This window comes from Chitinophaga sp. 180180018-3, assembly GCF_037893185.1.
Lineage (GTDB): Bacteria > Bacteroidota > Bacteroidia > Chitinophagales > Chitinophagaceae > Chitinophaga.
This window is the reverse complement of record NZ_CP140772.1, coordinates 1,986,661-2,011,371: the sequence shown is the minus strand read 5'-3', so window position 1 is coordinate 2,011,371 and position 24,711 is coordinate 1,986,661. Positions and strand designations below refer to the sequence as shown.

Here is a 24,711-nt window from a genome sequence, read left to right as displayed (position 1 = left end):
AAATGATCAAAAGCGGAAATTGACTTACGCAATCGGGAAAAAGGGGCGTTATTATTAGAATGGCCTTAAAACCCGCTTAAAAATAGTCCATAAGACCAATTTCCGCGGTCGATTTACAGGCGGCGGCAGTGCACCGGTCCCTGCAACATGATCAGTTTTTCGATGGCGCCGTTGGCGGATGGAACAAATTCCAGGAGCATATCGTCGTAGCCCGGAGCGGTATATTTGAAAGAGTTATCGCCAAGCCGGAGCAGTGCCGCATCAGGCAGGGCGTTGGAGGCCGACAGCATTAAGACGCCCTTTTGTTCGGTGATCCTGATCCAGGTACCGGGCGCTGGCGCAAGCTGGTACCGGCCGGTGAATTTCCGGAGAGCGTCAACTGATGTGGCCGGGCCGGCGGTTGTTTTGAGCCAGTCGAAGGCGGCGCGTTGCAGGGAGATGAATTCCGTTATAGCGCCCGACTGGTTCCGTACAAACTGGAAGGTACAGGGTATTTTCAGTTCAGCTATTTTGAATTTATCGCGACTTACCGGCACCAGTGCAAAAGTGCCTTCCATAGATGCCTTGCAAATAAGCCGGTCTTTGTCTACGCTGATGCGGACCGTTTGTTTGCCGGCCTGATAAACGCCGGTGTAGTCGTTCAGCTGTTGTGGACTGAGTGTCGCCACTTCATCTCCCAGCGCTATTTCCGCGACTTCTGAAAAGAGCATGAAACGACGGTCGCTGAAACTGGTTTTGTCTTCCCCGGATTTTACATTGGTCAGTACTACTACATACAGGTGTTCATCGGGGTAATATCTTTCGGAGGCGATGAATCCGCTGGTCTGGCCTTCGTGATGGATACATTTCCGGCCATCGCGCTCGTCGATGATCCAGCCGTAGCCATAGGAAGAGAAGGAGCCATCGTTCAAACGGTAAGGACTATACGCCTCTTTGAGCATGGCGGGGCTGAGTACTTTCCCTGCGAGGAGCGCGTTGTTCCAGCGGTTCAGATCGCCGGCGGTAGAGAGCAGGTCGCCGCAGCCGTAGCCGAGGGAAATCGCCTGGTAGTCGCAATGTTGAAAAAAGCCATTGTCGCGGGTATACCCGGTGACACGCAGGGGAACGATCGTTTTCTCGGGGGCATAGCCCGTTTGGAGCAGTCCTGCCGGTTTGATTACATTTTCGGTGATATAGTGCTGGTAGGTATCTCCCGTTATCACCTCTATAATACGGGCGAGCAATACATAATTAGAGTTGGAATAACTGTAACGGCTACCCGGAGCAAACTCCAGGGGAGCTTGTTTAAAATGATCGATGATGGCGGGTGCGGTGAAATCATGCCTTTCGATATAAGGATCGGGTACTTCGATGGCGGTATACTCTTTCAGGCCGGAGGTGTGGGTGAGCAGATGGCGGATGGTAATGGTGGCGCCTTTCGGGGGAAAATCGCGGATGTATTGCTGCAGACTGTCGCTCAGCGATAGCTTACCCTGTTCCGCGAGTTTCAGGATGCCTGCGGCGGTGAACTGTTTGGTTACCGAGCCGACGCGGAACACCATGTTTGGCTGCAGAGGTACGTTTAATTCCAGGTTGGCGCTGCCGAAGGCTTTCTCGTATATAACCTGTCCGTCTTTGGCAACGAGGGCAACGATGCCAGGTTCGTTCGGGGTGAAGGCGTGGGATAAGAGGGTGTCGAGTTGCCGGGTGATTTTCGTTTGAGCGTTGGTGTAAGTGCATGATAACAGCCAGGCAGTGAAGAGGAAGATTCGCGTCATAAAGGATTTTTTCTGCAAAGCTGCGATACTGGCGGGAAAGGGGGTAATTATACATTACTCAGATCGGGATTTGAGGGAAAGAAAGGTGCCTACTTTCGCCCCAAATAATATCTGGTCTGCAACCGGCAACATAGGGATAGACACTACTACTCCCACTACAAGTTTACATATCCCAGGAGGGAAAGAAATAATCGGCAGTATGGATTATGGCCCGGTACAATCTACGCCCGGCCGTTTTAAACTGCTTGAGAAAATCGTCTGACAAAAAAATCTTCTATCTTCATAAAATGTATATGCTTTAAAATTAAAAATCGAAGTGAGATATCCCGATTATTATACTTTACACAGTTTATGAGATAGTATCGGAAAAACTAAAAAAACATATCAAGATAAATCAAAAACGGCAGGCGAATCGCCTGTCGTTTTTGATTCCGACGTTCCTACTTTATATAGTCTTTGTCATAGCATTTAGTCATTCAAATAGAACATTCTTTCATATAAAAAATCCATAGACGTCCCTACTTAATATAAAATTCTGATCTTCCGTGGAGATATTCTCCACCTCTTCAGATGGATCTAAGCAAAGATAAAATCTGTCATTAATTTCAAGAAGTTTATATCTTTCAACATTGTAAAAGTAGCTACTATGGTGGTGATAAAAGGAAAATTCTTCTATTCCAGTAAATGCAAGCTTGATTCGGTTGTCGCCCTTGGCGTAAAGTAATTCCAAGTATAAATCAATAATTAAGTCTGATTTAGCATCATTATAAATATCTATCTTGTACAATTTCGAACTTAATAGGCTGAATTCTCCTGATAAATACTTAATTAAGTCTCTATTTTTGTTAATAGCCTTCATCTTAATGTAGTTTTAAAGTCCAAAGTCTTTCTTTAATTCATTTTTCTTAGGTGGTCGACCAGGCTGCCTATCTCCTCTACCTGAAGGGTTATAAGGATTAGGCTTGTAATCGTGGACATGGTCTGACTGCTCATTTTTAGGAACATTATTCCCCTGATGCCCTTTATTATACTCTTTCTGAACATTTCCCTCTGGGCCATATTTCTTTGTTGTAGTGCCAGGCTTATTTGTTTGTGTAGTATTAGGCTCTGCTTTGTCAGGAATACGATTTTGCCTTCTAGCTCCTGGCGTGTTTTCCGACGGGGAGTTCGTTTTTGAAGGCTCTATTGTAGATTCTGACGCTGGTGGCAGTGGTATTTCTATACTTGGAGGAGTCTTCAGCGCATCTGCCGGAATATTTTTAGGAACATGTGTATTATCAATGGGTGCAGGATTAGCCAGCTCTTTTTCACTCTTGACTCCTCCTTCTTTACCAACACCCTCCGATAATACCCTAGCAACATGGGTGGCAGTTGCAGAAGCCCGATACCCAAACCACAATGCTTCAACAGCTTCAATAACATAAGGTATTGCCGGACAAAGGGGGCATTTACCATCGGGATCGTTATAACGCACTGGATTGTTATAAGAAAATTGATATGGTGTCAACATTTCCTGGCTTCCAACTTCGATCCATGGGTCTATTTGCAGGAATCGCCCAGTCTGTTGGTCATAGATTCTCGCATTGAAATCATACCATTCTAATCCTGATCCATCAGTAAACTCCTTCGACTGTAATTCATTCCCATTATACTTCTTACGATTCTCTGGATAGTTCGCTCCCTTCAACGCATTCGAACTAATCCCCGCCATCGTCAACCCAAATGGATAATAATGCGTCTCCTCCAGTAACGGCCCGGAATTCACTCCCAATATCACATTATCAAAATACACCGTCTGCGGGCTCTCATTACTGGTATAAGCATACAGGAAACCGCTCTTCTTCACCACCATCCTATCCTGGCCCAGCGTCTGCAACTGATCCGGCTCCGCCTTCACCTGCTTCACCCCACTATTTTCTTCCACTAATTTAAAATCATCATCGAACAATACAAAATTCAAATACGCTTTAGGACGATCGGCATTCGGCTGATCCGGTTCTTTTTCCTTCAGACGTCGATAGTCATTATTGTAAAAATTGTTGTTGAATGGCGTTAGATTAGCATTGCCAGTTGCACCGTGCGCACTCTTGTCCGATCCTCCGCCACCATTAAATGCCTGCACAAGGTCTGCCAGCATATTCTCCGCGGTAGGAGCAGCTGAGTTCTTCTGTACCGGTTCTCCTGACTTATAGAAAGCTTTTGCACTGAGCTGTATGGTATCTCCTGCCATTACCCGCAGCACAATAGAGGGGCCTATTTTCTTGCTTGACCCTATGGCAGAGAGCTTTGCCACGGAGGCATTCGGGCCTGCACTTTCATCTGCCGGATAGCCTGCTGGCTTAGCCGAACGGGTGTTATCAATATTGCTGAACAGGGCCGTTTCCTTAGCTACTGCCGGTGCTTCCATAGTTGCAGCATACATGGTAAAGTCCGTCTGTTCAGTCAGTACCATCCGCACATTTCCAAGATGATCCTTGATGAAGTAGTCGTATACATATTGTACTGGCTGATTGGCTTGAAATACTGCACGTACCCTGCCTTCTTCATGACCCAGGAATTGCAGTGTGTCATTTTGGTAAACAAAACCTCCTATATAGTCTGTGGTTGTTACCTTAGGCGTACTACTGGTGTTATCAGTCACTATCTTCTGAAGTTTTGCTCCAGCGGCATCATACAGGTATTTAATCCGTCCTTTGCCAGTGATAATGATACTATCAGGTAAGTTCAGATGATTATAGGTAATCGCTGAAATGTTCTTATTAAGATCATATTTCAGGTTACCATTCGCATCATAATCGTAGTCATCCCCGGTATTGGTACCATTGATAAAATCTCCCAGTTTAGCGCTGGCGGTATTAGTAGGATCAGCTACCGCAGCCAGTTTGTTACTACCTGGTTTATAGGTATAGGTTAACTGATCTATCTGCATTTTGGTAGTTCCAGCCATGCCCATCTGGTTCATCGTCTGGATATTCCCATTGGCATCGAAGGTTAGGTTGCTAACGGAAAAGTCTTTCTGATCACTAGTCCAGCTAGTACTGCCGCTATTCTGTTGGGAGAAAGGCGCTGAAACAAGCCGGTTAACCTTGTCGTAGCTATAACCATAGGCCCGGGCAATGCCATCGCTGCGGCTCTTCCAGGTGCTACCAGCTATGTTACCATTGTATTGCAGGGCGGTGAATCCTGAGTCATAGGCCAGCGTTTGTCCAAACCAGTTGGAAGTGCTGCCTGCGGTATTGGCAAAAGGTCGGTTAATGCCAGTCAGCCAGCCACGGATATTATAATCATAGGTCAGCGTTTCCAGCTGGGTGCTACCGGTTATACCTAAACGCTTTGTTTTTAGTCGGCCGAGTTCATCATAAGAACTTATTGCGACTACCTTATCCTGTGAGGAGGCTGCATCATTCAACCGCTTTTTCACACTTTTCAACCTGCCTGCTGCATCATAAGCCATCATGGTCAGCACAGTGGTTTGTGGAGCAGAACGGCTACGCAGGTTCTTATGCCGGAGGTAGGTGCTCAATACTTTCCCATTAAAATCGTACAGGCTGGTCACGATATCCAGCCCTCCGGAGGTGTTTTCCGACAGCGTTTGTATTAACCGGCCTTTATCATTATAGAAATTGGTAGTGGTTAACCATTGGTTAGTTCCTAATACCCTCACTTTAGCACCGGTTACAAGTCCCTTCGTCATCAAACTGGCCGTGGCTGGTAATGGTTCTGCATTGGGACTACCATCAGCCTGAGGTTTGGAGATATCACCACTGGCATAACCCTGCGCTCCGGTGAAAGTATAATCGCTATAATAAGTATAGGTTAATGGTGTCAGTGAATCCTTCGGGATACCGGAAAGAGTATTGGATGCAGTTATTGTACTATTACCACTGGTGGCGTTGCCATTAATCTGCAATGTTGTCTCTGCTCCATCACTGGTGACAAAACTATCCACCATATCAACAGTATTGGTAGCCTCATAAAGTGGCTTACCATCATAGTTATCCAGGATCAGGTTTGCCTGTGCAGGAAAGTCATAGCTTACACTTTGAGTACTACCGCCGGTAGCGCTGTTGATAGCTGCCTGTAGTGATTCCCTGGTGGCACTAGAATTCTTATACAATGCAGTCATCACAGGCCTGTTCAGCCCATCATAAAAAGTAGCCAGCCAGGTTTTTCCTTTCATATTGCCATCCTGAACAAAGGCGAGCCTATCTCTCGGATCATATATAAGTACTGTAGAATCGGCTCCCGGTACTTTCTTTATAATCATCCGGTTGCGGCCATCATAACGATACATAAAGCATAATTCTGCGGCTATGGCCGGGCTGATGACCCAGCCGGCAGCAAGAGTAGCTTCTACAGCTTTGGGAGGTATTACAAAGCGAAGATTTCCCAAATCATCATAGGCGTAATAGGTACAAAGCCATCCCATGTGAGCAGAACCAGCAGCTGGCGATGACTGCACTTTTTTAAGGACGACCCGGTTTTCTTTGTCTTTATATTCTACTACCTGATTTCCGATCTCATCTATCGTGACATTTTTATACAACTGGCCAGCTGCGTAAATACGGCCAGCTGCACTGGTGGGTATTATCTGAACGCTTGCAAAATCCCATATTCTCACAGAATCGGTTACGGCATTAATTAAATACTGCGTTTCCACAGGCCGGTTGCCTCCTTTTTCCACTCCGGAAGGATCATTCTTAGCCCAGCTGGCTCCAGGTCCATAGGTTTTTAATACCCTGTTTAATGGAGACGCCTCATAATCTATCCTGTTATAAAATACACTCTCCCCCGGTGTTAACGACTGGTAAAAAGTGTTCTGTGCGTTAAAAGGATCTGTTTTAAAAATGCCATCACTGGAAGTAGCCGCATAGGGCAGGTATTTAGTTTGTTCTCTTCCAAAGGCATCATATACCACTGGGGTTACCAGGTCTTTACCTCCGGGACTCATTGCCTTCGCCACCGTTTGCAGCGGTCTGCCCAATCCGTCAAAATACTGTGTTGTTTGCCTGACCTGATCAACAGTTCGCGCAGGTGCAGTAACAAAGGCTGTATCTGTTGTAGCCACGGTCGGTTCCCAGGTACGGACATAATTGACAGTAGGAGTAGTATATGCACCGGGTACTTGCACAGGAGTAGCCGCTGGCCGAGTTGTTGACACCGGCGTTTGGGCAGTCAACACCATTCCTGTACTCAAAATAAGAAAGGTGGCTACAAACTTTTTATATAAAATGAAATTGTTTTTCATACATCTATTCATTAAGGCTGCTACACTAAAAGGCTTGATACCAAATCATAGGCGTGGCTGGATCATCATCAGGAACCCCCATAACCGTTCTCGTAATAGCTCCTCCTGCGTTAATATTCCATCCAAGCCCTACCCAACTTGCCAGGTCATCCACCTTAATTCCCGAAGCATGATAATCCAAAGATATAGGCAAAGAAAAACCTCTTATGTTGACATTGTAAATTGGGATACTAATGCCAGGAAGTCCATTAAACATAGTGACCGGGTACAATCCGTATCTGGTAATTGATGCAATCTCCGGAGACGGAGGAATAACTTTTGACAAACTTGGGGGGCCGGCTTGCCCTTTCAATAACATTGGACAAACCAGGCATGTTAACAACATAATAAATAACCGTTTCATAGATATTTTTACTTATTCCAAAAAATGGGATATAAATCCGGGATTATTTCCTCTTCAATTTCTTCACCTCTGCTGCCAGCACATTAATATCTTTCTGCTGCCCTTGTATAACCTTATTCTGCTCTATCAGATACAACGTCAACTCCTCCACCTTCTGCAACAACTTCCTGTTCATCTCCCCCAAATCCGCCCCATCTTTTTCAACCTCTTTGGCAGCAGGCATATCCGGCAAATGCTCATACTTTCTTATATAACTCTCCACCTCCTGAAGTGGCGCAAGCCGGTAAGCAGACTTAAACACAAAATCCGGCCAGTTGCTCCGCAACTTTACCCGAACAGATTCCGACACAATACCACCTGCAACAGCCAGTTTATACCCCTTTGTATCCGTCGTTCCAATACCTACATTCCCATAAAATGCAGCAGAAGAATCAGGCGCCAGTTTCATGACAGGATAAGTCACCACCCCATCACTGTATTCAAAAAAGAAAGGCTTATACTGTGCACTATATCTTTTCTGCAACCTGATACCAAAGGAGTGATTCTGCGGATAGCTCATGTTATAGATATCCATTATCTCTTCTTCATTGTCGCCATTCACCAGGGCGAGCGTGGCTTCATAGGCGTTCTTGCTGGCTTTAGGGGACCATATTTTCATAATGGTAAAATCGTGTCCATCGCGCCTGTAGTAAGGAATACCGGAATTACCATAGTTAAACAATAAGGAAGAAGAAGTGCCGGCATAATTATTCACTTCGTACACATCTCTGCTTACATCCCAACGATCGGCGCCATTTGAACGAATGAGTGCTGCTCCATCGAGGTTACCTTTTACGACAAGCGGATCATTGTAATTCATCGTTCCGCCATCCACTATCAGGTTGCTGTTTGTTATTAATGCACCTTTCTGAAGACGGGTACGAACAGTTGTACTATCACCACGTTGTGTAACCGTTTGTAAACTTTCCTGCGCAATGCAATTCAGGGAAAACAGGAATAAACATCCTGCAGCAGCAATAAATTTCATAGAGTTTCTTTTGAATCATTCGGGGTAGAATGACGGGTTAAAAATTGATAATCATTCACAGGTTTGCCACAGTAATATCTTTATATCTAAAGATGGCGGTCAACAGAACCGGGGTCAAGATACATAAAATCAATTATTCATTATCCTTTCCCTGAGAAATTTAATAAACAAACTACGATACTTCGCAAGAAACAAAGCACTACATGATGTTAAGCGAAGCAGTGATAACAATCAGCACCAATAGGTTAAAATACTATCAAAATCAGCGCTAAAAAATTCGCATTAAACATTTTCGCATATTTACATCTTATTGATTACCAAATCAATACAGGGGTATCCTTCGGCTCTCATTCGGTTCTCAGTTAAGTATCCTATACTCCATGATGTGGTAAGGCAGTCTCAGCTCCACTGCTAAAACGATGCTTTTTTACCAGGTCATCACCCGGCTTTGTTGCAAATGTTAGACAACGGTTTCTGTACAATCATTCTCATAAAAGCAAAACAAAAAAATCCGCCCCTTCGAGCGGATTTTCCTCAACAATTTTTATCTCCCATCTTAAAACCTATACGACACCGTACCTGTAAACTGCGTCGGCGGTATTGGATTAATACTATAATTCTCATGCACATAATAATTATACGTATTCGTTACGTTAGAAACCTTACCCAGCACAGAGAAACGCTTGAACGAATAACCAGCAGTCAGATCCAGCGTAGAGAAGCCCGGCACCGAAATCATACGGTTGTATTTCTGCGACTGTAACGTAGTATTATTCCATCCTGCGTAACGCTGACCGATATAATAATAACCAGCTCCCAATTTCAGGCCTTTCAGCTTTGTTTGCTGAAATGTATAGAACACGCTGGCATTAGCAGTATGATTGGGATTTCCTACCAAACGTTCGCCATTAACAGAACTTCCGGTAACGCCAGACGATCCTTCAATAGTGATGTTATTGTAGCTGTAACCACCTATTACATCCAGCCCTGGCAGCGGATGCCCGGCGATGTCTACTTCCACACCCTGGCTGAGGGTTTTGCCGATCAGCGCTTTCAGGTTGGCATTATCGTTAGGTGTAACGCCATCTTTCCGGAAGGGCGCTGTTTGCGCATAGTTGTTGTTGTTGATACGATAAGCTGTTACGTTAACAGACAACAGGCCGTTGAAGAAATCGTTTTTAATACCCACTTCAAATTGATCTATAACAGATGGTTTCAGTGCATTGCTGTCGACGTCAATTCCTGTGTTTGGTGTAAAGGAATTGGAATAGCTCGCAAATACCGCCATATTGTTTGTTGGCTTGTATACCAGGCCCACGCGGGGTGAAAATGCATGATCGTACTTAGCATCTGTTTTTGTAACGCCGCCGGATTTGTAATCACGTGTAACGGGCGATTCATTCTGCAGGTAAGAGAAGCGTATGCCGGCCAGGAGGTTCAGTTTAGGCGTAATACGTACAAGGTCCTGTACATAAACACCGAAACGATTGACAGGTGTTACTAAGCTTTTCGTCCTGTTAGCCACCGGAATATCTGTACGCCTGGTATACTTCGTTGGATCAAGGATGTTGATCGTATCATAAGTAGTCGGCTGATTGTAAGAATAAGCTGTCTGGTAGTAACGATCACCGTCTATACCGGCAAGCACGTTATGCTCTACATTACCGGTCTTGAATTTCCCTGTCAGATCTACCTGTGCCAGGTAATAATCTTCATCGTTATTCAACCGGTTCAACGGGCGGCCCCATTTACCTGTGCTATCTGCCTGTATTCTTTCAATGGCATAATAGTCGCGGTTATATTTCTGGTAAGAAATCATACCGTTGAGATTCCAGTTATCATTCAGTTTATGCTTTATTGTTGCGGAAGCCGTTGTCTGCTGCGTATGTGCATACTGCCAGGGGGTTCCAAAGAACCAGTTACGGGGTACATCTGCAATTTTTGTATTATTCAGGGAACCAATACCAAAATCAGGTGTAAAATCATGTTTCAGGTAATCTCCCTGTACCAGCAGCTCTGTACGCTCGCTCAGTTTAAACAGCAAAGAAGGATTTACATAATAACGTTTAGAATGTACCTGATCGCGATAGCTGTCGGCGGTTTCAAATGCACCGTTAACGCGGTAGGCTACTTTAGAAGAAAGCGGACCATATACATCGAAAGCAGGTTTGAATAAACCATAACTTCCGGCGCGAACATTCACCTCACCGCCAAAGTTAAACTTAGGCTGCTTGGTCACCATGTTCATTACTGCACCCGGGGAAACGTTACCATACAGGATGGCTGCACTTCCTTTCAGGATCTCCACTCTTTCCAGTGAGCTCATCTCCGGCATTACGCCCGAATTCACCCGCATACCGTTCTTGAACATATTGGTGCTGGAAAAGCCATAGCCACGGGCATTGAAAGATTCCTGTGTTCCTGCTCTCATGGAAGCCATGTAAACGCCGTTCACATCTTTTATCACATCGCTCAGGCGCTGTACCTGCTGATTCTCCAGCATTTCATGCCCTATTATCGCCACGCCCTGCGGTAAATCCATCGCCGGCACCGGCAGCTTCCCGATGGTCAGCGGACGCTTATTAATAGTCCTTGTTTTCGTGCCATCTACCACCACTTCGTTCAGCTGGCTGGAATTAGCCTCCAGCGACAGATTCAGCGCTGTTACTTTATCTGCCTCCACAGTCACTTCCTGTTGCAGGGTTTTGGTACCTGTATAAGAAACAACCAATGTATATGTTCCTGGTTTTACATTCCTGATAAGAAACAGACCATCTTCATCCGTCAATGCACCCTTTTTGGTGTCTTTGATTCCAATCGTCACGAAAGCTGCCGGCTGGCCGTCGGCTGAATTGATTTTCCCTTTAATGGTTCCGGATTGCGCCAATACAGCAATGTTCACTAAAAGAAGGCCGATAATCACGTAAAAATGCTTCACTACAGTATATTTTCCGCAAAGGAACACCAAATCGCCCCCTTCCAATGATCGGATCGGGAAAACGAATGATCCGATCGGGAAAAAAGCGGATGCGGCAGTTACTTTTTCATAGCGTTCACCCACCGGCGAATCAGCTCTACCCCTTCCCGGTGAATCACTGTACGGGCCAGCTCCGGCATGGCTGTGCCCGGCTCTGTGCAGTTCATGCGGTACACCAGGATCGAATGCAGCGCATCCCCGGGGATAACGTCATAATCCAGTCCCCCGGCCCCGCCACCAGCGGATACCGGCGATTTCATCACTCCCAGATGATCCGGGGCAGTTTGTTCGTATTCCAGGAACAGCCCCGTATTATAAGCATCTCCGCCCTTTGTATGGCAGTGTGCACAGTTTACATCCAGGTAGGCCCGGGCCCGCTCGTTCAGGGAAAAATGAACGCTGTCTTTCCAATCCGGGAGCTGCGCTACCTTGTCCATTGCCGGCAATCCGCTCAATACCCCCATACCGGCCCATTGCGTTAACTGATTCTGCGCCTGGCCGTGGCGTACAAAATTCAGGTTCCTGGCTTTGGGCCCGATAGGGGTAAGCACGCTGTTATTAATATGACAGCGTTTACAATCGTTCGTATTGGGCATCTGGTAAAGCGTTTGCTGCTGATTGCCGCTATCGTCAATGAACGTGATAGGAATCTTTTTGCCCAGTATCCATTTCTCCGCATCCTGCTGCTCTTTGTTCCAGAGATAGTTCATCACCTTCCACTGATGATCCGAAGGGTCTTTGAAAAGCAGGCGCGTTTCTATCATTACTTTTTCATGAGCGGTGTTCGTATAGGCGAAATTTTTAATAATAAAGGTCGAATCGGGAAAATCTAATGCACCACGATCGGTGTAGTGCATAGACTGCCCCGCTGGCAAGGCTATGAAACGGTCTTTCAGCGCATAGTCAGTAAACAGCGGAGTCGATAACTCGTACGGCAATACGCCTTTCCGCGGCTGCAGCGCTTTCAGGGCGCCGGTGAAAAAACCGTAGTCTGATAACTTCTCATGAAATTGAAATGGTCCGGCTACCTGCGCAGGACGCTGTTGGCAGCTATACGCCAGCACCATCGCGCTGATCAGGCAAAGTAGATATAAGCAAGGCTTCCTCATCTCTCGTTATAATTATTTACATACATAAGGGGCGACATCGGTAGTCGGATGCCAGTTTTTGTTGTTCATATTCAGCGCGTCCACATTCACAAATAAATTAGGACCTGTTTGTTTGATACAAAGCGAATCCGGATTAACGGCGGTGCCCTTTGTTAGTATATTGGTGGTAATGCCATCGTAGGTAATGAAAGGTAGCCGCGCATTTTTGCGGGACGGATCCACCTGGTTTAACTTCTGCTCCAGCCCTACCAGAATTTTCCCGGTATGATGCTCATACACGGCCGGCGGGAAAGCATTGCCCACTTCCATGGTATTATCGTGGATATATACATTCCGCGGGATCGGGAAATAGTGATCATTCATCTTCTCTCCTGCTTTCTCATCAATAAAAAATCCTGATACTACTGAAATAGCGCTGGAGTTATTATTGACGATGCGGTTATTGTACAGTTCAATATCAGAAGCGGCCAGTATCACCACTCCGCTTCCCGGTGCAGCATTTCCCACACCCCAGGTAGATCCGAAACTGCCCGACCTGGCGAAATTGCGCTCGTTGTTGTCGTGGAAATAATTGTTGTAAGCCTTTACATGGCCGCCACGCTTCGAGAGGTCGGGCAGGTCGAAGATGAGGAAGCCGGCAGTATTTCCCCAGAAGTCGTTGTCGTACACTTCAGCGTTGGAGGTATTTTCTATTTCACAACCAGCTACATTTTTGAACGCCTTACACTTGCGAACGATGGCGCTATCTGTCTGCCCAACATAAATACCAGCGTCGGATGCGCCTTGCGCATAACAGTTTTCCACCAGTACTTTCCTGCACATTACCGGGTATATGGCATAGCCGCCACTGGTAGAATCGGATGTCGACCAGATGGCATGCAGATTGGTGATCACTACGTTTTCGCATTTGTTGATCTTGATCAGGTCTCCTTTGGAATCCTGCAGGGTCATACCATCGATGGTGAAGCCCTTTACATCTGTTACCCGTATGCCTTCCCCACCCTGGCTCTGGGCGGAAAAGTCGAGGATGGTTTTATCCGGCCCCGCACCCTGCAAAAGAATATGCTTCGTTTGGGCGATGCTCAGGTTATCGAATTTGTACTTCCCTTCTTTGAGGGTGATGCTGCTACTGTCGGTCAGCGAAAGGAATGCTTCAGCGATCTTTGTTTCATCGCCCGGACCAAAGTTCAGCCTTGTCTTATAACCGCCTGCTTCTTTATGCTCCGGCGCCTGACAGGCCGCCAGCAAGGCTAACAACAGCAGGAAGATAGGATATTGTTTCATATTCAATTGTTTTAAACTCAGAAAACATTATATGCAAAAGTGACGTAGTAGAGCGCACCGATAGCGGGGCTCCCAAAGCCATTCCGGTAATACACATTGGTGATATTGGTGCCACCCAGCTTAATAGTGGAATGCGCCTGCAACAGGCGATAGCTGACCTGTGCATCTATCACTGCCGATGCCGGTACGGTACCGCTGCCAAAACCTATCTGGTAGAAGTATGCAGGCCGGTAGCGGAAAGTGGTATTGAAAGAATATCTTTCCTTTTTACCAAAGCCGGTGTTACCGAAATCGATGTTGAATTTGTAGTTAGGCGTATTGAAATTGTTTACCTGACTGTTGTTCCTGTTCTTCAGGAAATCGGAAGAGAAGTTAACCTTGCCCAGGAAATGGTGCGACATATCCACGCTCACGCTGGCGGCATATCCGTAGGTATTCACTTTCTCTGCACCATTGTACGCAATATTATATTGCATGTACTTGCTATGATCCAGAAACGCATTAGGATCGGCCGTTCCCGGAGTATTGGCTACATTCACATAGCCGATGAAATTCTTCCAGGTAGAGTAATAGCCCAGCACATCAATCAGTATATGGCCGGCGATGAGAGAAGAGTAACCTAACTCGAACGCATCTACGGACTGTGGCTTGATATCATTCAGGGAAAACAGCTTCAGGTCGGCCGGATTTTTTGTCCGCTGAAAACTATCCACACTGTTCAGCGTGTAAGCCGGGTATTTATCGAACTGGTATACGCCGTTCAACAGGCGGCCGGAGCCTCCTGAGGCAAAGCTGTTGTAATCGATCAGGGTACTTTGCAGGGCCTGTATGTTGGATGGAAAACTATAGGCGTTCTGATAGGAGAAGCGGATGAAGCTTTCCTTGTTTACTTCTGCCACTGCCGAAGCCCGGGTAGTGGTTCGTGGCTTTGCGAAAAGGGTATTTTTATCGTAACGGATGGCAGCCGCCAGGCTCAGTTTATCGTGTATTACCTTTTTGGTGACATGCAGGTAAGCACTGTATTCTGCTACGTCAATCGGACTTTCCGTATCGGGGAACAGGGTGCCTTTGGAATCGAGGCGGTACAGGCGATAGTTCAGGCCTGCTATCACTTCTGCCACCTTCAGCAGGTGGGTGAAATTGTATTGTACTTCTGTGTTGAACAACCTGCTTTTATCAGTGAAAAGTGTACCGCCTTTAGAAGTAGGAATGCCGGAGATGCTGTCTTTCAGATGCAGGAACAACGGACTGCCTGCATCGGGCCGGCCCTGATCCGCTGCTCTCCTGGCGATGTTGCTGGCATCCAGGTAGCTCTGCCCCTGCGCCATGGCCTGCAGCAATGCACCGGTGTATTGCGGGTACCAGCCATCGCCCGTATTGGCATTGTAGCTGGGCTTCCAGGCTTCGTTGATCAACTGCGCCGTGGGCATGGCAATGATGGTATGACCGGAGTTTTCGCGGGAAGTATAGGCGCGTACAAACCAATGTTCTGCTTTCAACTCCGCACGGTATTGCCCCAGGTGAAAGCCGGTGAGCGCGTAGCGGGTATCGTTGCTGTAAACGGCATTCCCCTGGCCGTAGGTTCCGGAAAGGATAGCCTCCAGCTTGGGTTTTATTTTATAACGCAGTTCCATGTTCGCCTTGAACATTTTGGCGTCGCTGCTAAGGTAACCATATTCCGGGTACCCTGTACGGGCCACGTAATGACTGCCGTTCTGCAGCAGCGGGTTGATAATCGGGGCCAGTTCGGGCGACTGCGCCAACGCGCCTTCCAGGAATGGATTGATGTCGACGGATGTTTTGCTGCCATACATGTTCACGCCGTTGTAGTTGGGGTCCTGCAGGGGGCCACCGGCACCGTTGGTATTAGTGGTATCGTTGGCCATCCAGTCTTTCGCCTGTGTGTATTGTACATTGATTTTAAAGGCAAACCGGTCGTTCACCTTTTTGCCCCAGCGAACGGTCCAGTCGTAATACGGAGAGGCCCCCAGCGGATCATTCGATTTTCCTTTTTTAATGTGATTCACGCCCTGTGTAATCTGGGCGCTGAGGCCCTGGTACTTGAAAGGATCCTTACCAGTCATTACCATCGTACCGTTCAGGCCTCTGGAACCGTATAAAGCGGACGATGCGCCGGAAAGGACTTCCAGGTTATCCACATCCAGTTCAGTTAACCCGATGATTGCTCCAATGGGGAAATTCAGTCCGGGTGCCTGGTTATCCATTCCATCCACAATCTGCGTGAAATTGGTATTCCCGCTGGTATTGAATCCGCGGGTGGTAATGGTGGTGAACATCATGCTGGAAGTGGTAACATCCACGCCTTTCAGTCCCTGGATCATATTATAATAGCTGGGCTGGGGCGAATTGATGATATCTTTCGTGCCTATTCTTTCTATCGTCACCGGCGATTCGATCTTCTTCTGTGTAAACCGGCTGGCCGACACTACCACTTCTTTTCCCAGTACGGAAGCCGGTGTCAGCTCTATGTGCTGAAAGCCCGGCCCCGACACGGTGATCTCTCTGGTTTCGAAGCCAACGGAAGAAAGTATAAGGATCAACGGATAATTTTTCCGGGTAGAGAATTTAAAATTCCCCTGATCGTTGGTATAATCGCCATTAGGCGCTTCTCTGATGGTAACGGATACCACAGGTACCACTTCTTTGGTGACGCTGTTCCGGACGTTGCCCGAAATGACGGTTTGGGCATATGCCATTTGTGTTGTCAGGAACAGGCAGATAGTGCTGATAATAACGGCTCTTAGCATCGGTGGGGAAATTTAGATGGCTTTGGTTGTTAGTTTTAAGCAGCAATGCACAAAACGATATTACCAAAATACCATCACGCAAAGTGGTATTGGGAGCTACTTTGGGGCGAAACCGGTGCTATTGGGGGTAGAATTCAGACCGTTGGGGCGAACCTTTCCTGGAAGGTGGTGAGGCAACCGGCAGACACCGGTACAGCCAGATCGTCCAGCCCTTCGAGATGCAGGTAATGTCCTTTTGCATTTTTCTTAAAAAGAACCACTTTGCCCAGGTTTACCATATAAGAGCGGTGTGAACGGGCGAAGCTGTCGGCCGGCAGATAGGATTCCAGTTTCTTGAGGGAAGTGCGTACCAGTTCCCTGGTAAGGGTATTACCAGAGAGATAATATATCTGCACATAATTATCCTCCGCTTTGATCAATAACAGTTTTCCGGGATGGAGGGTCAACGCCGGCTTATCATGTTCATCGCGGATAATGAGGCAGCTGTCGGCTGGTTTTTCTTTAGCAAGATGTTTCAATTGCGTCATCTTCTCCCGGGTAAAAAACCATAACAGGGCTATACAATAAGGGAGGGGCATAATCAGGGCCGTATAGTGCAGGGTATTGATAAACTCCATCCATGTAAAGAAGAAGGTATCCGTAACAGATACATTGACCACCGTTACCAGCAGGGCCACTCCGATGATTTCCCCGATAAACCAGCAGAGATAGGTGGCCAGGGTTAGCTTTTTCCGCCACTTCAGGCGGAACAACAGGAACTGGGAAATACTGAGCACCACTACACCGCAACCGGTGAAGATGAGGAACAGCGGGAGTAACGGCATATGCTGCCCTTCGTACCAGATATTGATATTAAAAGGCAGGAAAATATACATAAACAGGAAGCTGAAAATACTGCAAAAGAGGATCAGGGTAATCCTGTTGGCAACCGGATCGAGCAGGGTAAACCGCGGTTGATCCGCCGCATGCCTGGATATATTTTGCAGGAATATTAAGCTTTTCATAACGTTGGTAATTTTCTGTAATTAAGTTAAGTAAAAAAGCCGTAATGAGTATGCAGCCTCCGGAAGCATTAAATTATGACATGATTTGTACTTTTGGCTAAATTATTTATACTAAAAGAAATCCTTTGGGAAAGCTGATTCAGCACGATGATATTTTTATCCGGCATTTCAGAACAAGCGAATGGCCCTTTGAACTGCACAGCCACAACCACTTTGAGCTGATGTTCATCCATTCCGGCAAGGGGGAGCACCGGCTAAACGGCGAAGTGTTCAGCTATGAAGGGCCCTGCTTTTATATGCTGGCGCCCACCGATGAACATATCCTCGATATCCGGGAAGAAACCATGTTCACGGTGCTGAAATTTACCAATGTTTATCTTGGGCAGGATGTTTCCCAACAACAGCAGCATCAATGGGAGCAGTTGCTGCAGCAGCTCATCATCGCGAGCCAGTCGCACGACGGCATGCGCATTCCGCCAACCGACCTGGAACTGGCCGGCAACATACTTCTATCCATCGCAGCCGAATGGAACCGGCATCCGGTACCCGGCAACGACGTGATCCTTCACCTTATCCGAAGCGTATTCTCAATTTTAAAAAGGAGCACCGGTACTACCGGCAGGCACACCGCGCATTCCGAAGAGTTGACAAGGGTACTTCATTATATCCATCAGCATATCACCCGGCCCCAGCTGCTGCAACAGTCGGTAATGGGCCCGGAGCTGCAGCTAAGCAAAACGAAACTGCAGGTATTGTTCCGGCAGGAACTGGGTTTATCCATCAAAGATTATATCAATGATTACAAAAGCCGGCAGATTGAAAATAAACTCCGGTACAGTACCCTCAGTATAAAGGAAATATCAGAACAGTTCGGCTTCGGAGATCTCAGCCACCTCAATAAATTCTTCCGGAAAATGAGAGGAGTAAACCCACGCCTGTTCCGCTCGCAAACCCAACATCAGTAAGCTGTTTCCGGAGCCAGGAAGTGGGCATAGAAATCGGGAATCGGACTACGCCTGATTGCTTCCAGAGTACGTTCCACTTCATAATCTATCTTGCAAATCCGAACATCGAGTAATTCATCCACCGTAGTTGCGTTCCTGTTCTTTATTTCCAGCTGCAGATAAACCGCCTTGCCTTTTTCTTCCCGGGTACGCCCTACTGCACCGGCATTGATGATGCGCCTGGCGCCACTATCAACCGAACGGATATACGAAAAATGCGTATGACCGGTGAATAACACGTCGGCATTTGCAGCCGTGAGCATGTTCACAATATCTTCTTCCGGATGGTCTTCATAAATATATTCATCATTACTTCTTGTGCTGCCATGGGTCAGCAGCAGGCTGAGATGCGGGAATTCGATACGCAATGAATCCGGCAGGCAGGAAAGGAAATGCCGGTTATCCGGTGTGATGGTGGCTTTGGTAAAATTGATGGCGGTGTTTCTGGCGTCCTGCTCTTCGGGGCCATGTTTGGGCAGCGGGATTACCGGCAGGTCGAACGCAATGCGCTCATCGTGATTGCCCATGATCACCGGAATGTGGCGATGACGGATAAGGGCGATCACTTCATTATGCCAGGGAGCTGCATCCGTCAGATCGCCGAGGCAGTAAACCTGATCTGCTCCAAATACTGCGATATCTGCCAGTACGGCTTCCAGTGCCGGCAGGTTTCCGTGAATATCGCTGATAACTGCTATTTTCATAGCTGTAAAATTAAGGTGGCGAATAGGTTATGTACTTGTATAAATATGCTTAAAAGTTGTACAAACGCGGTACAGTCATTTGTATATTTTGTAGCTTTACGATGGTATAACGCCCGCATTTTTTCTTACTTTTCACAGGATACCAAATTTCAGCACTCCCACAACACCCTCGCAGTGGCAATATTTGCTGAACGATATAGAGGCGATTTTTAAATAAACAAAAGCATGTTTGTACGTAAGGTATACCTGATCCTGCTGGTTTGTATGGTTAGTTATTATGCAGATAGTAATGCACAGGTGCCGGGCATTGTGATCGATCACGGGCCGGCAGCCGTACAGCTAACTTATACAGCTGGCGGCCATACCCTGAACAGCACGCAGTGCTTTTCACCCGATGATAACTGGATAGTATACGACACCCGGAATTACGATACACTCATCGGATCCACCGGAAGCATTGCTATGGTAAACGTGCATACAAAAGAAATAAGAGCAATATACCGCAGTCCTCACCAAACGGCTTTCGGGCCGGGAGTGGGAGCTGTCACTTTCTCGCCTGTGAAGAACCGGGTACTGTTCATCCACGGTATCCGCAACGCGGATAAGAACAATCCGTACAGCGCAAGCCGGCGTACAGGCGTAGCCGTTGATATCGACACGCCTTTTCGCCCGGTATTTATGGATGCGAGGAATATAACGCCGCCGTTCACTCCCGGCGCGTTACGTGGCGGCACTCATGCCCATACCTGGAGCGGCGACGGTGAATGGATCAGTTTCACCTATAATGATCATATTATGGAAGAATTGAGTAAATCCAATGCTGCTGTAAAAGATCTGCGCACCGTGGGGGTCATGTTTCCGGGGCGGGTAACCGTTCCCGGCGATAATCCTGAGAATAACAGCGGCACTATGTTCGCGGTGATTGTAACCGCTGTTACACCAACGCCCAGGCCGGGGAGCGATGAAATAGACAAAGCATTCGATGAAAGCTGGATAGGTACAAACGGCTACCTCCGGACCGATGGCAGCCGCCAGCGGAGAGCCATTGCGTTTCAGGGCAATGTGAGAGATAAAAATAACCAGACGAAAACAGCCATTTTTGTAGCAGATCTGCCTGATACGCTGACAACCGCCGTTGCGGGGCAACCGCTGGAAGGTACTGCAGATACGCGCCCAGGCGTACCGGCAGGTGTAAAGCAACGACGGATCACCTTCACAGCAAACGGCGTAGAGGGGCCACGGCATTGGCTTCGCACCACGGCCGACGGCAGCCTGATCGCCTTCCTTGCAAAAGACGATGCGGGTTTCATCAACCTATTCGGCGTATCGCCCAATGGCGGCGCCATTCAGCAACTCACCTTCCATCGGTTCAATATACAGGGTGGGTTTAATTTTAGTCCGGATGGCAGCCGGCTGGCCTACATCGCCAACAACGTCGTTTATATCACCGACCTTACCTCCCGGCAAAGCTGGCCGCTGACAAGGAACAACAGTAACACAACTCCTCCGCAGGGCGCCGTGATCTGGTCGCACAACGGGAAAATGGTGGCATATAACCGTTATGTAAATAATTACCTGCAGATATTTATGTCGGAAGTGCTCAACAGGTAGCGTAAACGATACAAAAAAAGAGAGAATTCCCGCAATATCTGCAAATTTGCATACCTGTTGACTTCTTTATCTCACGGAAAGCAAATATGAAACAAAAGACTAAATGGCGGGGCATTATTCTGGCGCTAACGGCAGCGATATTGTGGGGAGTATCCGGTACCTGCGGACAATTCCTTTTCATGTACCGCAACATCAATACAGAATGGCTGGTTACCGTAAGGTTGCTGATAGCGGGTATACTACTGTTGCTGATAGCCATGCGTCGTCATCCTTCAGAAGTATTTGCCATCTGGCAGGATAAAAAGTCGGCCGCACAGCTGCTGGTATTCAGTATACTGGGCATGCTGGCGGTGCAATACACTTTCTTTGCGACCATCAAACATTCCAATGCTGCTACCGCCACGGTATTACAATATTCAGGACCGGTGATGATTGCGGTTTACATGGCCTGGCATTCACGGAAATGGCCCACCTTCCTGGAATACCTGGCCATTGCGCTGGCAGTAGCAGGTACTTTTCTCATGGTAACACACGGAAAAACCGACAGCTTATCCATCTCTGTGCAGGCGTTGGGATGGGGACTGGCATCGGCATTAAGTATGGCTTTTTACAGTATTTACCCGGCGCAGCTGCTTAGCCGTTACCCAACGCCGGTGATCATTGGCTGGGCAATGGTCACAGGCGGTACGTTATTGGGATTCACCCACGCCCCCTGGAATGTTTCCGGTGAGTGGGATTTTTATACCCTCGCATTTACGGCGTTCATTATTCTGCTTGGCTGCCTCGTGGCATTTTATGCTTACCTCACTGCCGTTAAGATAATCGGACCACAAACTACCAGTCTGCTGGCATCGGCAGAACCTCTTTCAGCGGCCGTGTTCTCCCTGCTGTGGCTGAAAGTTCCGTTTACAGTGATGGATTGGCTAGGCAGTTTATGTATCATCTCTACCATATTTCTGCTGGCCAGGAAAAAACAGCCCACAACAGCTGCCGTACGGGCGGTGGCAGAAAGCCCGGTTTCCTGACCCTGCCATTTTGAAAAAGAGTCTTCCGTTTTGACATACCTGCAAGCGCCAGCCTTGGGCCTGGCGCTTCGTCAACCAGCTGATATATAAATACTTAGCAGATTACCAATATGGTGGCACCGGTTTGGAGGCGTCTTCACCAGACCCTTTCAAATCCACTATTCATGCAATTACGGTTAAAAACAAAACTGACCCTCGGCCTCATCTTCCTGTTTATACTGACGTTGCTCATCAGCATGCAGGGTATTTACCAGATATACCGGTTGAACCAGGATGCGAGGCTGATACTGCAGGAAAATCTCCATTCCATTGCCTATTGTAACAACATGCTGATGGCACTGGAACAGCGGCCGGTGAAGCTGGCCACCCTGCAACAGAACCTGGCGTTGCAGCAGCATAATATCACCGAGCCCGGGGAAGACAGTGCCACCGCCCGCGTAACCGACCTGGTAGCACAGATACAGCAATCGCCCGGTAATGCGGAGATACCCGAGGAACTACGGCACGCCATTCTGCAGGTGGCGGAAATCAACCAGCAGGCCATCATCGAAAAAAATCAGATTGCTTCCCTGTCGGCCAACAGGGCGATTCTTACCCTGTCTGTTTCTACACTGATTGTGCTCACCATCTCCATCATTTTTATATTCGCCTATCCGCAGATTGTTTCGCATCCTATCAATCTGCTGACAGCCGGTATACGCCAGATTGCCGAGAAGAACTATAGTACGCGTATCCATCTGCAACCCGGCGATGAATTCGGGGATCTGGCGGAGGTTTTCAACCTCATGGCCGGGAAGCTGCACGAATATGAAAACAGTAACCTGGAGCAGCTCCGTTTCGAAAAAACAAGGCTGGAAGCCATCATCAACCAGATGAACGACGGCATCATAGGACTGGACGCCAAAAACAGGGTGCTCTTTATGAACGCAGTAGCCATCAGGTTATGCGGTCCTAAAAAAACGCCATTACTGGAGTCGGTGTTGAAACATCCTGTACATCAGCAGTTGATAATAGGCGACACTTACTTTATCAAGGACGTTGTAAATGTTACCGTTAACGGAGATGCGATCGGCGAAGTGATTGTACTGCGCGATGTGAGTGCCTTCCAGGAGTTGGCAGCAGCAAAGACCCGCTTCATTGCTACCGCTTCCCATGAGCTGAAAACGCCCATCTCTGCCATGAAAATGAGCCTCAGTTTGCTGGCCGATACCAGAACCGGTCCGTTGCTGAATGAGCAAAAAGAATTACTGGATAGTATTAATGAAGACGTTGAACGCATACTGCAGATCAGCACCGAGCTGCTGGACGCTGCCGGAGAAGCCATATTACCTGTTCCGCCGGCACATCCCGGCAGCAGCGATGCTTCCCCTACACAACCTTAATATGCCATTATATGAACACAGGAACCATCCTGCTGGTGGAAGATGAAGAAAAGCTCCGCCAGCTCCTGAAACGGATCATCGCCATGGAAGGCTTCCAGACGCTGGAATGCGGCAGCATGAAAGCCGCCCGGCGCCTGCTGGACACCGAACCGGTAGACGTTATCCTCAGCGATGTAATGCTGCCGGATGGCAACGGCCTCGATCTGACAACGTATATCCGTGAACGAAAGTTCCCTGCCGAAATCATCCTGCTTACTGCCTACGGCAACATCTCCGATGGCGTACGCGCTATCAAAGACGGGGCATTCGATTATATCACCAAAGGAAACGATAATGCCCGGATCATACCGCTGCTTCACCGCGCGCTCGAAAAAGTAAAATTGCAGAAACGGGTGGCACATCTCGAGCACCGTATCGGCAACCGCTACGCCACCTTCAACGACCTGCTGGGTTCCTCACCGCTTGTACAGGAGGCCCGGAACCTGGCCATCAAAGCGGCGCCCAGCGATGCCGCCGTGCTGTTGCTCGGAGAAACCGGCTCCGGCAAAGAAATGTTTGCCCAGGCTATTCATAATGCCAGCCACCGCGCCGCCAACGATTTTGTTGCCATCAACTGCAGCGCCATCGGGAAAGACATTCTCGAAAGCGAGATCTTTGGTTACAAAGCAGGCGCATTCACCGGCGCTTCCAAAAACAAAAAAGGCCTGATCGAAGAAGCCAATATGGGCACCCTCTTCCTGGATGAAATCGGTGAAATGCCAATTGATCTTCAGGCCAAACTGCTGCGCGTACTGGAAACCAACGAGTTCATCAAAGTAGGCGACACCAGGGTAACGAAAGTGGATATACGAATTATTGCCGCTACCAACCGCCACCTCGATCAGGAAATTGAACAGGGCCGGTTCCGCGAAGACCTCTACTACCGCCTGAATGTATTTACCATCACCCTCCCCTCTTTGCGGGAACGCAAAGAAGATATCCCGTTATTCGCCAATCATTACCTGCACCTGTTCGCAGCCAAAAGCAACCGGCAGGTAAACAGCATGAGCAGGGAATTCCTGGATCATCTTAAACTGCACGAATGGCGCGGCAACATCCGGGAACTGAAAAACGTGATGGAAAGAGCGGTGATCATGACCACCGGCTCCGAACTAACCCTCGATACCCTTCCGCTTGAAATGCGACTCCGCAAAAGCCCTGTACGGCAGCAAACCGGCCATTTCGACCTCGCCGCTATGGAGAAACTACATATACAATGGGTCATAGATTATGCCGGGGGTAATAAGTCTAAAGCAGCACGACTGCTGAATATTGGGCTGTCGACGTTGTATAGGAAACTGGATAACAGCCTGTAGAATGAAGAATTGAGAATATAGAATTAAGAAAGAGAGCGGAGATAGTAAACGCG

The 24,711-nt window shown here is 47.8% G+C and carries 16 protein-coding genes; 5 read left to right on the top strand and 11 right to left on the bottom strand.

Going from position 1 to position 24,711, the window contains the following annotated elements; translation table 11 throughout:
• Nucleotides 1-113: 113 nt before the first annotated feature.
• The 10 genes from UNH61_RS08210 to UNH61_RS08165 form a co-directional block, all read right to left on the bottom strand.
• Nucleotides 114-1,757 carry a serine hydrolase domain-containing protein gene (locus tag UNH61_RS08210; RefSeq protein WP_326991596.1) on the bottom strand — a complete coding sequence of 548 codons (1,644 nt, stop codon included), beginning with the start codon at nucleotides 1,755-1,757 and terminating at the stop codon, nucleotides 114-116.
• Nucleotides 1,758-2,250: 493 nt separating this feature from the next.
• The gene (locus UNH61_RS08205; protein ID WP_326991595.1) at nucleotides 2,251-2,616 is read right to left on the bottom strand and encodes a hypothetical protein; all 366 of its coding nucleotides are present in this window, start codon (nucleotides 2,614-2,616) and stop codon (nucleotides 2,251-2,253) included.
• Between the two features lie 12 nt (nucleotides 2,617-2,628).
• Nucleotides 2,629-7,005: a DUF6443 domain-containing protein gene (locus UNH61_RS08200; protein WP_326991594.1), complete on the bottom strand. Its 4,377-nt coding sequence runs from the start codon at nucleotides 7,003-7,005 to the stop codon at nucleotides 2,629-2,631.
• 25 nt (nucleotides 7,006-7,030) lie between these two features.
• Nucleotides 7,031-7,408 carry a hypothetical protein gene (locus UNH61_RS08195; RefSeq protein ID WP_326991593.1) on the bottom strand — a complete coding sequence of 126 codons (378 nt, stop codon included), beginning with the start codon at nucleotides 7,406-7,408 and terminating at the stop codon, nucleotides 7,031-7,033.
• Nucleotides 7,409-7,451: 43 nt separating this feature from the next.
• A complete protein-coding gene (locus tag UNH61_RS08190; RefSeq protein WP_326991592.1) occupies nucleotides 7,452-8,435 on the bottom strand; it encodes a hypothetical protein in 984 nt (327 codons plus the stop codon).
• Nucleotides 8,436-8,991: 556 nt separating this feature from the next.
• Nucleotides 8,992-11,373: a TonB-dependent receptor gene (locus UNH61_RS08185; RefSeq protein ID WP_326991591.1), complete on the bottom strand. Its 2,382-nt coding sequence runs from the start codon at nucleotides 11,371-11,373 to the stop codon at nucleotides 8,992-8,994.
• Nucleotides 11,374-11,471: 98 nt separating this feature from the next.
• Nucleotides 11,472-12,521, bottom strand: a complete 1,050-nt coding sequence (locus tag UNH61_RS08180; RefSeq protein ID WP_326991590.1) for an SO2930 family diheme c-type cytochrome — start codon at nucleotides 12,519-12,521, stop codon at nucleotides 11,472-11,474.
• A 12-nt stretch (nucleotides 12,522-12,533) separates the two neighbouring features.
• A complete protein-coding gene (locus tag UNH61_RS08175) occupies nucleotides 12,534-13,805 on the bottom strand; it encodes a parallel beta-helix domain-containing protein (RefSeq protein WP_326991589.1) in 1,272 nt (423 codons plus the stop codon).
• A 17-nt stretch (nucleotides 13,806-13,822) separates the two neighbouring features.
• Nucleotides 13,823-16,573 (bottom strand): carboxypeptidase-like regulatory domain-containing protein, encoded by a 2,751-nt coding sequence (locus UNH61_RS08170; RefSeq protein WP_326991588.1) that lies wholly within the window; start codon nucleotides 16,571-16,573, stop codon nucleotides 13,823-13,825.
• A gap of 134 nt (nucleotides 16,574-16,707) precedes the next feature.
• A complete protein-coding gene (locus UNH61_RS08165; protein ID WP_326991587.1) occupies nucleotides 16,708-17,577 on the bottom strand; it encodes a LytTR family DNA-binding domain-containing protein in 870 nt (289 codons plus the stop codon).
• 125 nt (nucleotides 17,578-17,702) lie between these two features.
• On the opposite strand from UNH61_RS08165, the gene UNH61_RS08160 reads away from it, so the two are divergent.
• Nucleotides 17,703-18,542: an AraC family transcriptional regulator gene (locus UNH61_RS08160; protein ID WP_326991586.1), complete on the top strand. Its 840-nt coding sequence runs from the start codon at nucleotides 17,703-17,705 to the stop codon at nucleotides 18,540-18,542.
• Here UNH61_RS08160 and UNH61_RS08155 read toward each other — a convergent pair.
• Entirely contained in the window at nucleotides 18,536-19,285 is a 750-nt protein-coding gene (locus UNH61_RS08155) for a metallophosphoesterase family protein (RefSeq protein WP_326991585.1), read from the bottom strand. The two genes, UNH61_RS08160 and UNH61_RS08155, sit on opposite strands and share 7 nt — an antisense overlap.
• Before the next feature lie 225 nt (nucleotides 19,286-19,510).
• Here UNH61_RS08155 and UNH61_RS08150 point away from each other — a divergent pair, with 225 nt between their 5' ends.
• From UNH61_RS08150 to UNH61_RS08135, 4 genes are all read left to right on the top strand, one after another.
• Nucleotides 19,511-20,896: a DUF3748 domain-containing protein gene (locus tag UNH61_RS08150; RefSeq protein ID WP_326991584.1), complete on the top strand. Its 1,386-nt coding sequence runs from the start codon at nucleotides 19,511-19,513 to the stop codon at nucleotides 20,894-20,896.
• Between the two features lie 86 nt (nucleotides 20,897-20,982).
• Nucleotides 20,983-21,921: an EamA family transporter gene (locus tag UNH61_RS08145; protein ID WP_326991582.1), complete on the top strand. Its 939-nt coding sequence runs from the start codon at nucleotides 20,983-20,985 to the stop codon at nucleotides 21,919-21,921.
• A gap of 164 nt (nucleotides 21,922-22,085) precedes the next feature.
• Nucleotides 22,086-23,303 carry a histidine kinase dimerization/phospho-acceptor domain-containing protein gene (locus UNH61_RS08140; RefSeq protein ID WP_326991581.1) on the top strand — a complete coding sequence of 406 codons (1,218 nt, stop codon included), beginning with the start codon at nucleotides 22,086-22,088 and terminating at the stop codon, nucleotides 23,301-23,303.
• Nucleotides 23,304-23,314: 11 nt separating this feature from the next.
• Nucleotides 23,315-24,658, top strand: coding sequence for a sigma-54 dependent transcriptional regulator (locus UNH61_RS08135; protein WP_326991580.1), 1,344 nt, complete (start codon nucleotides 23,315-23,317; stop codon nucleotides 24,656-24,658).
• Nucleotides 24,659-24,711 lie beyond the last annotated feature (53 nt).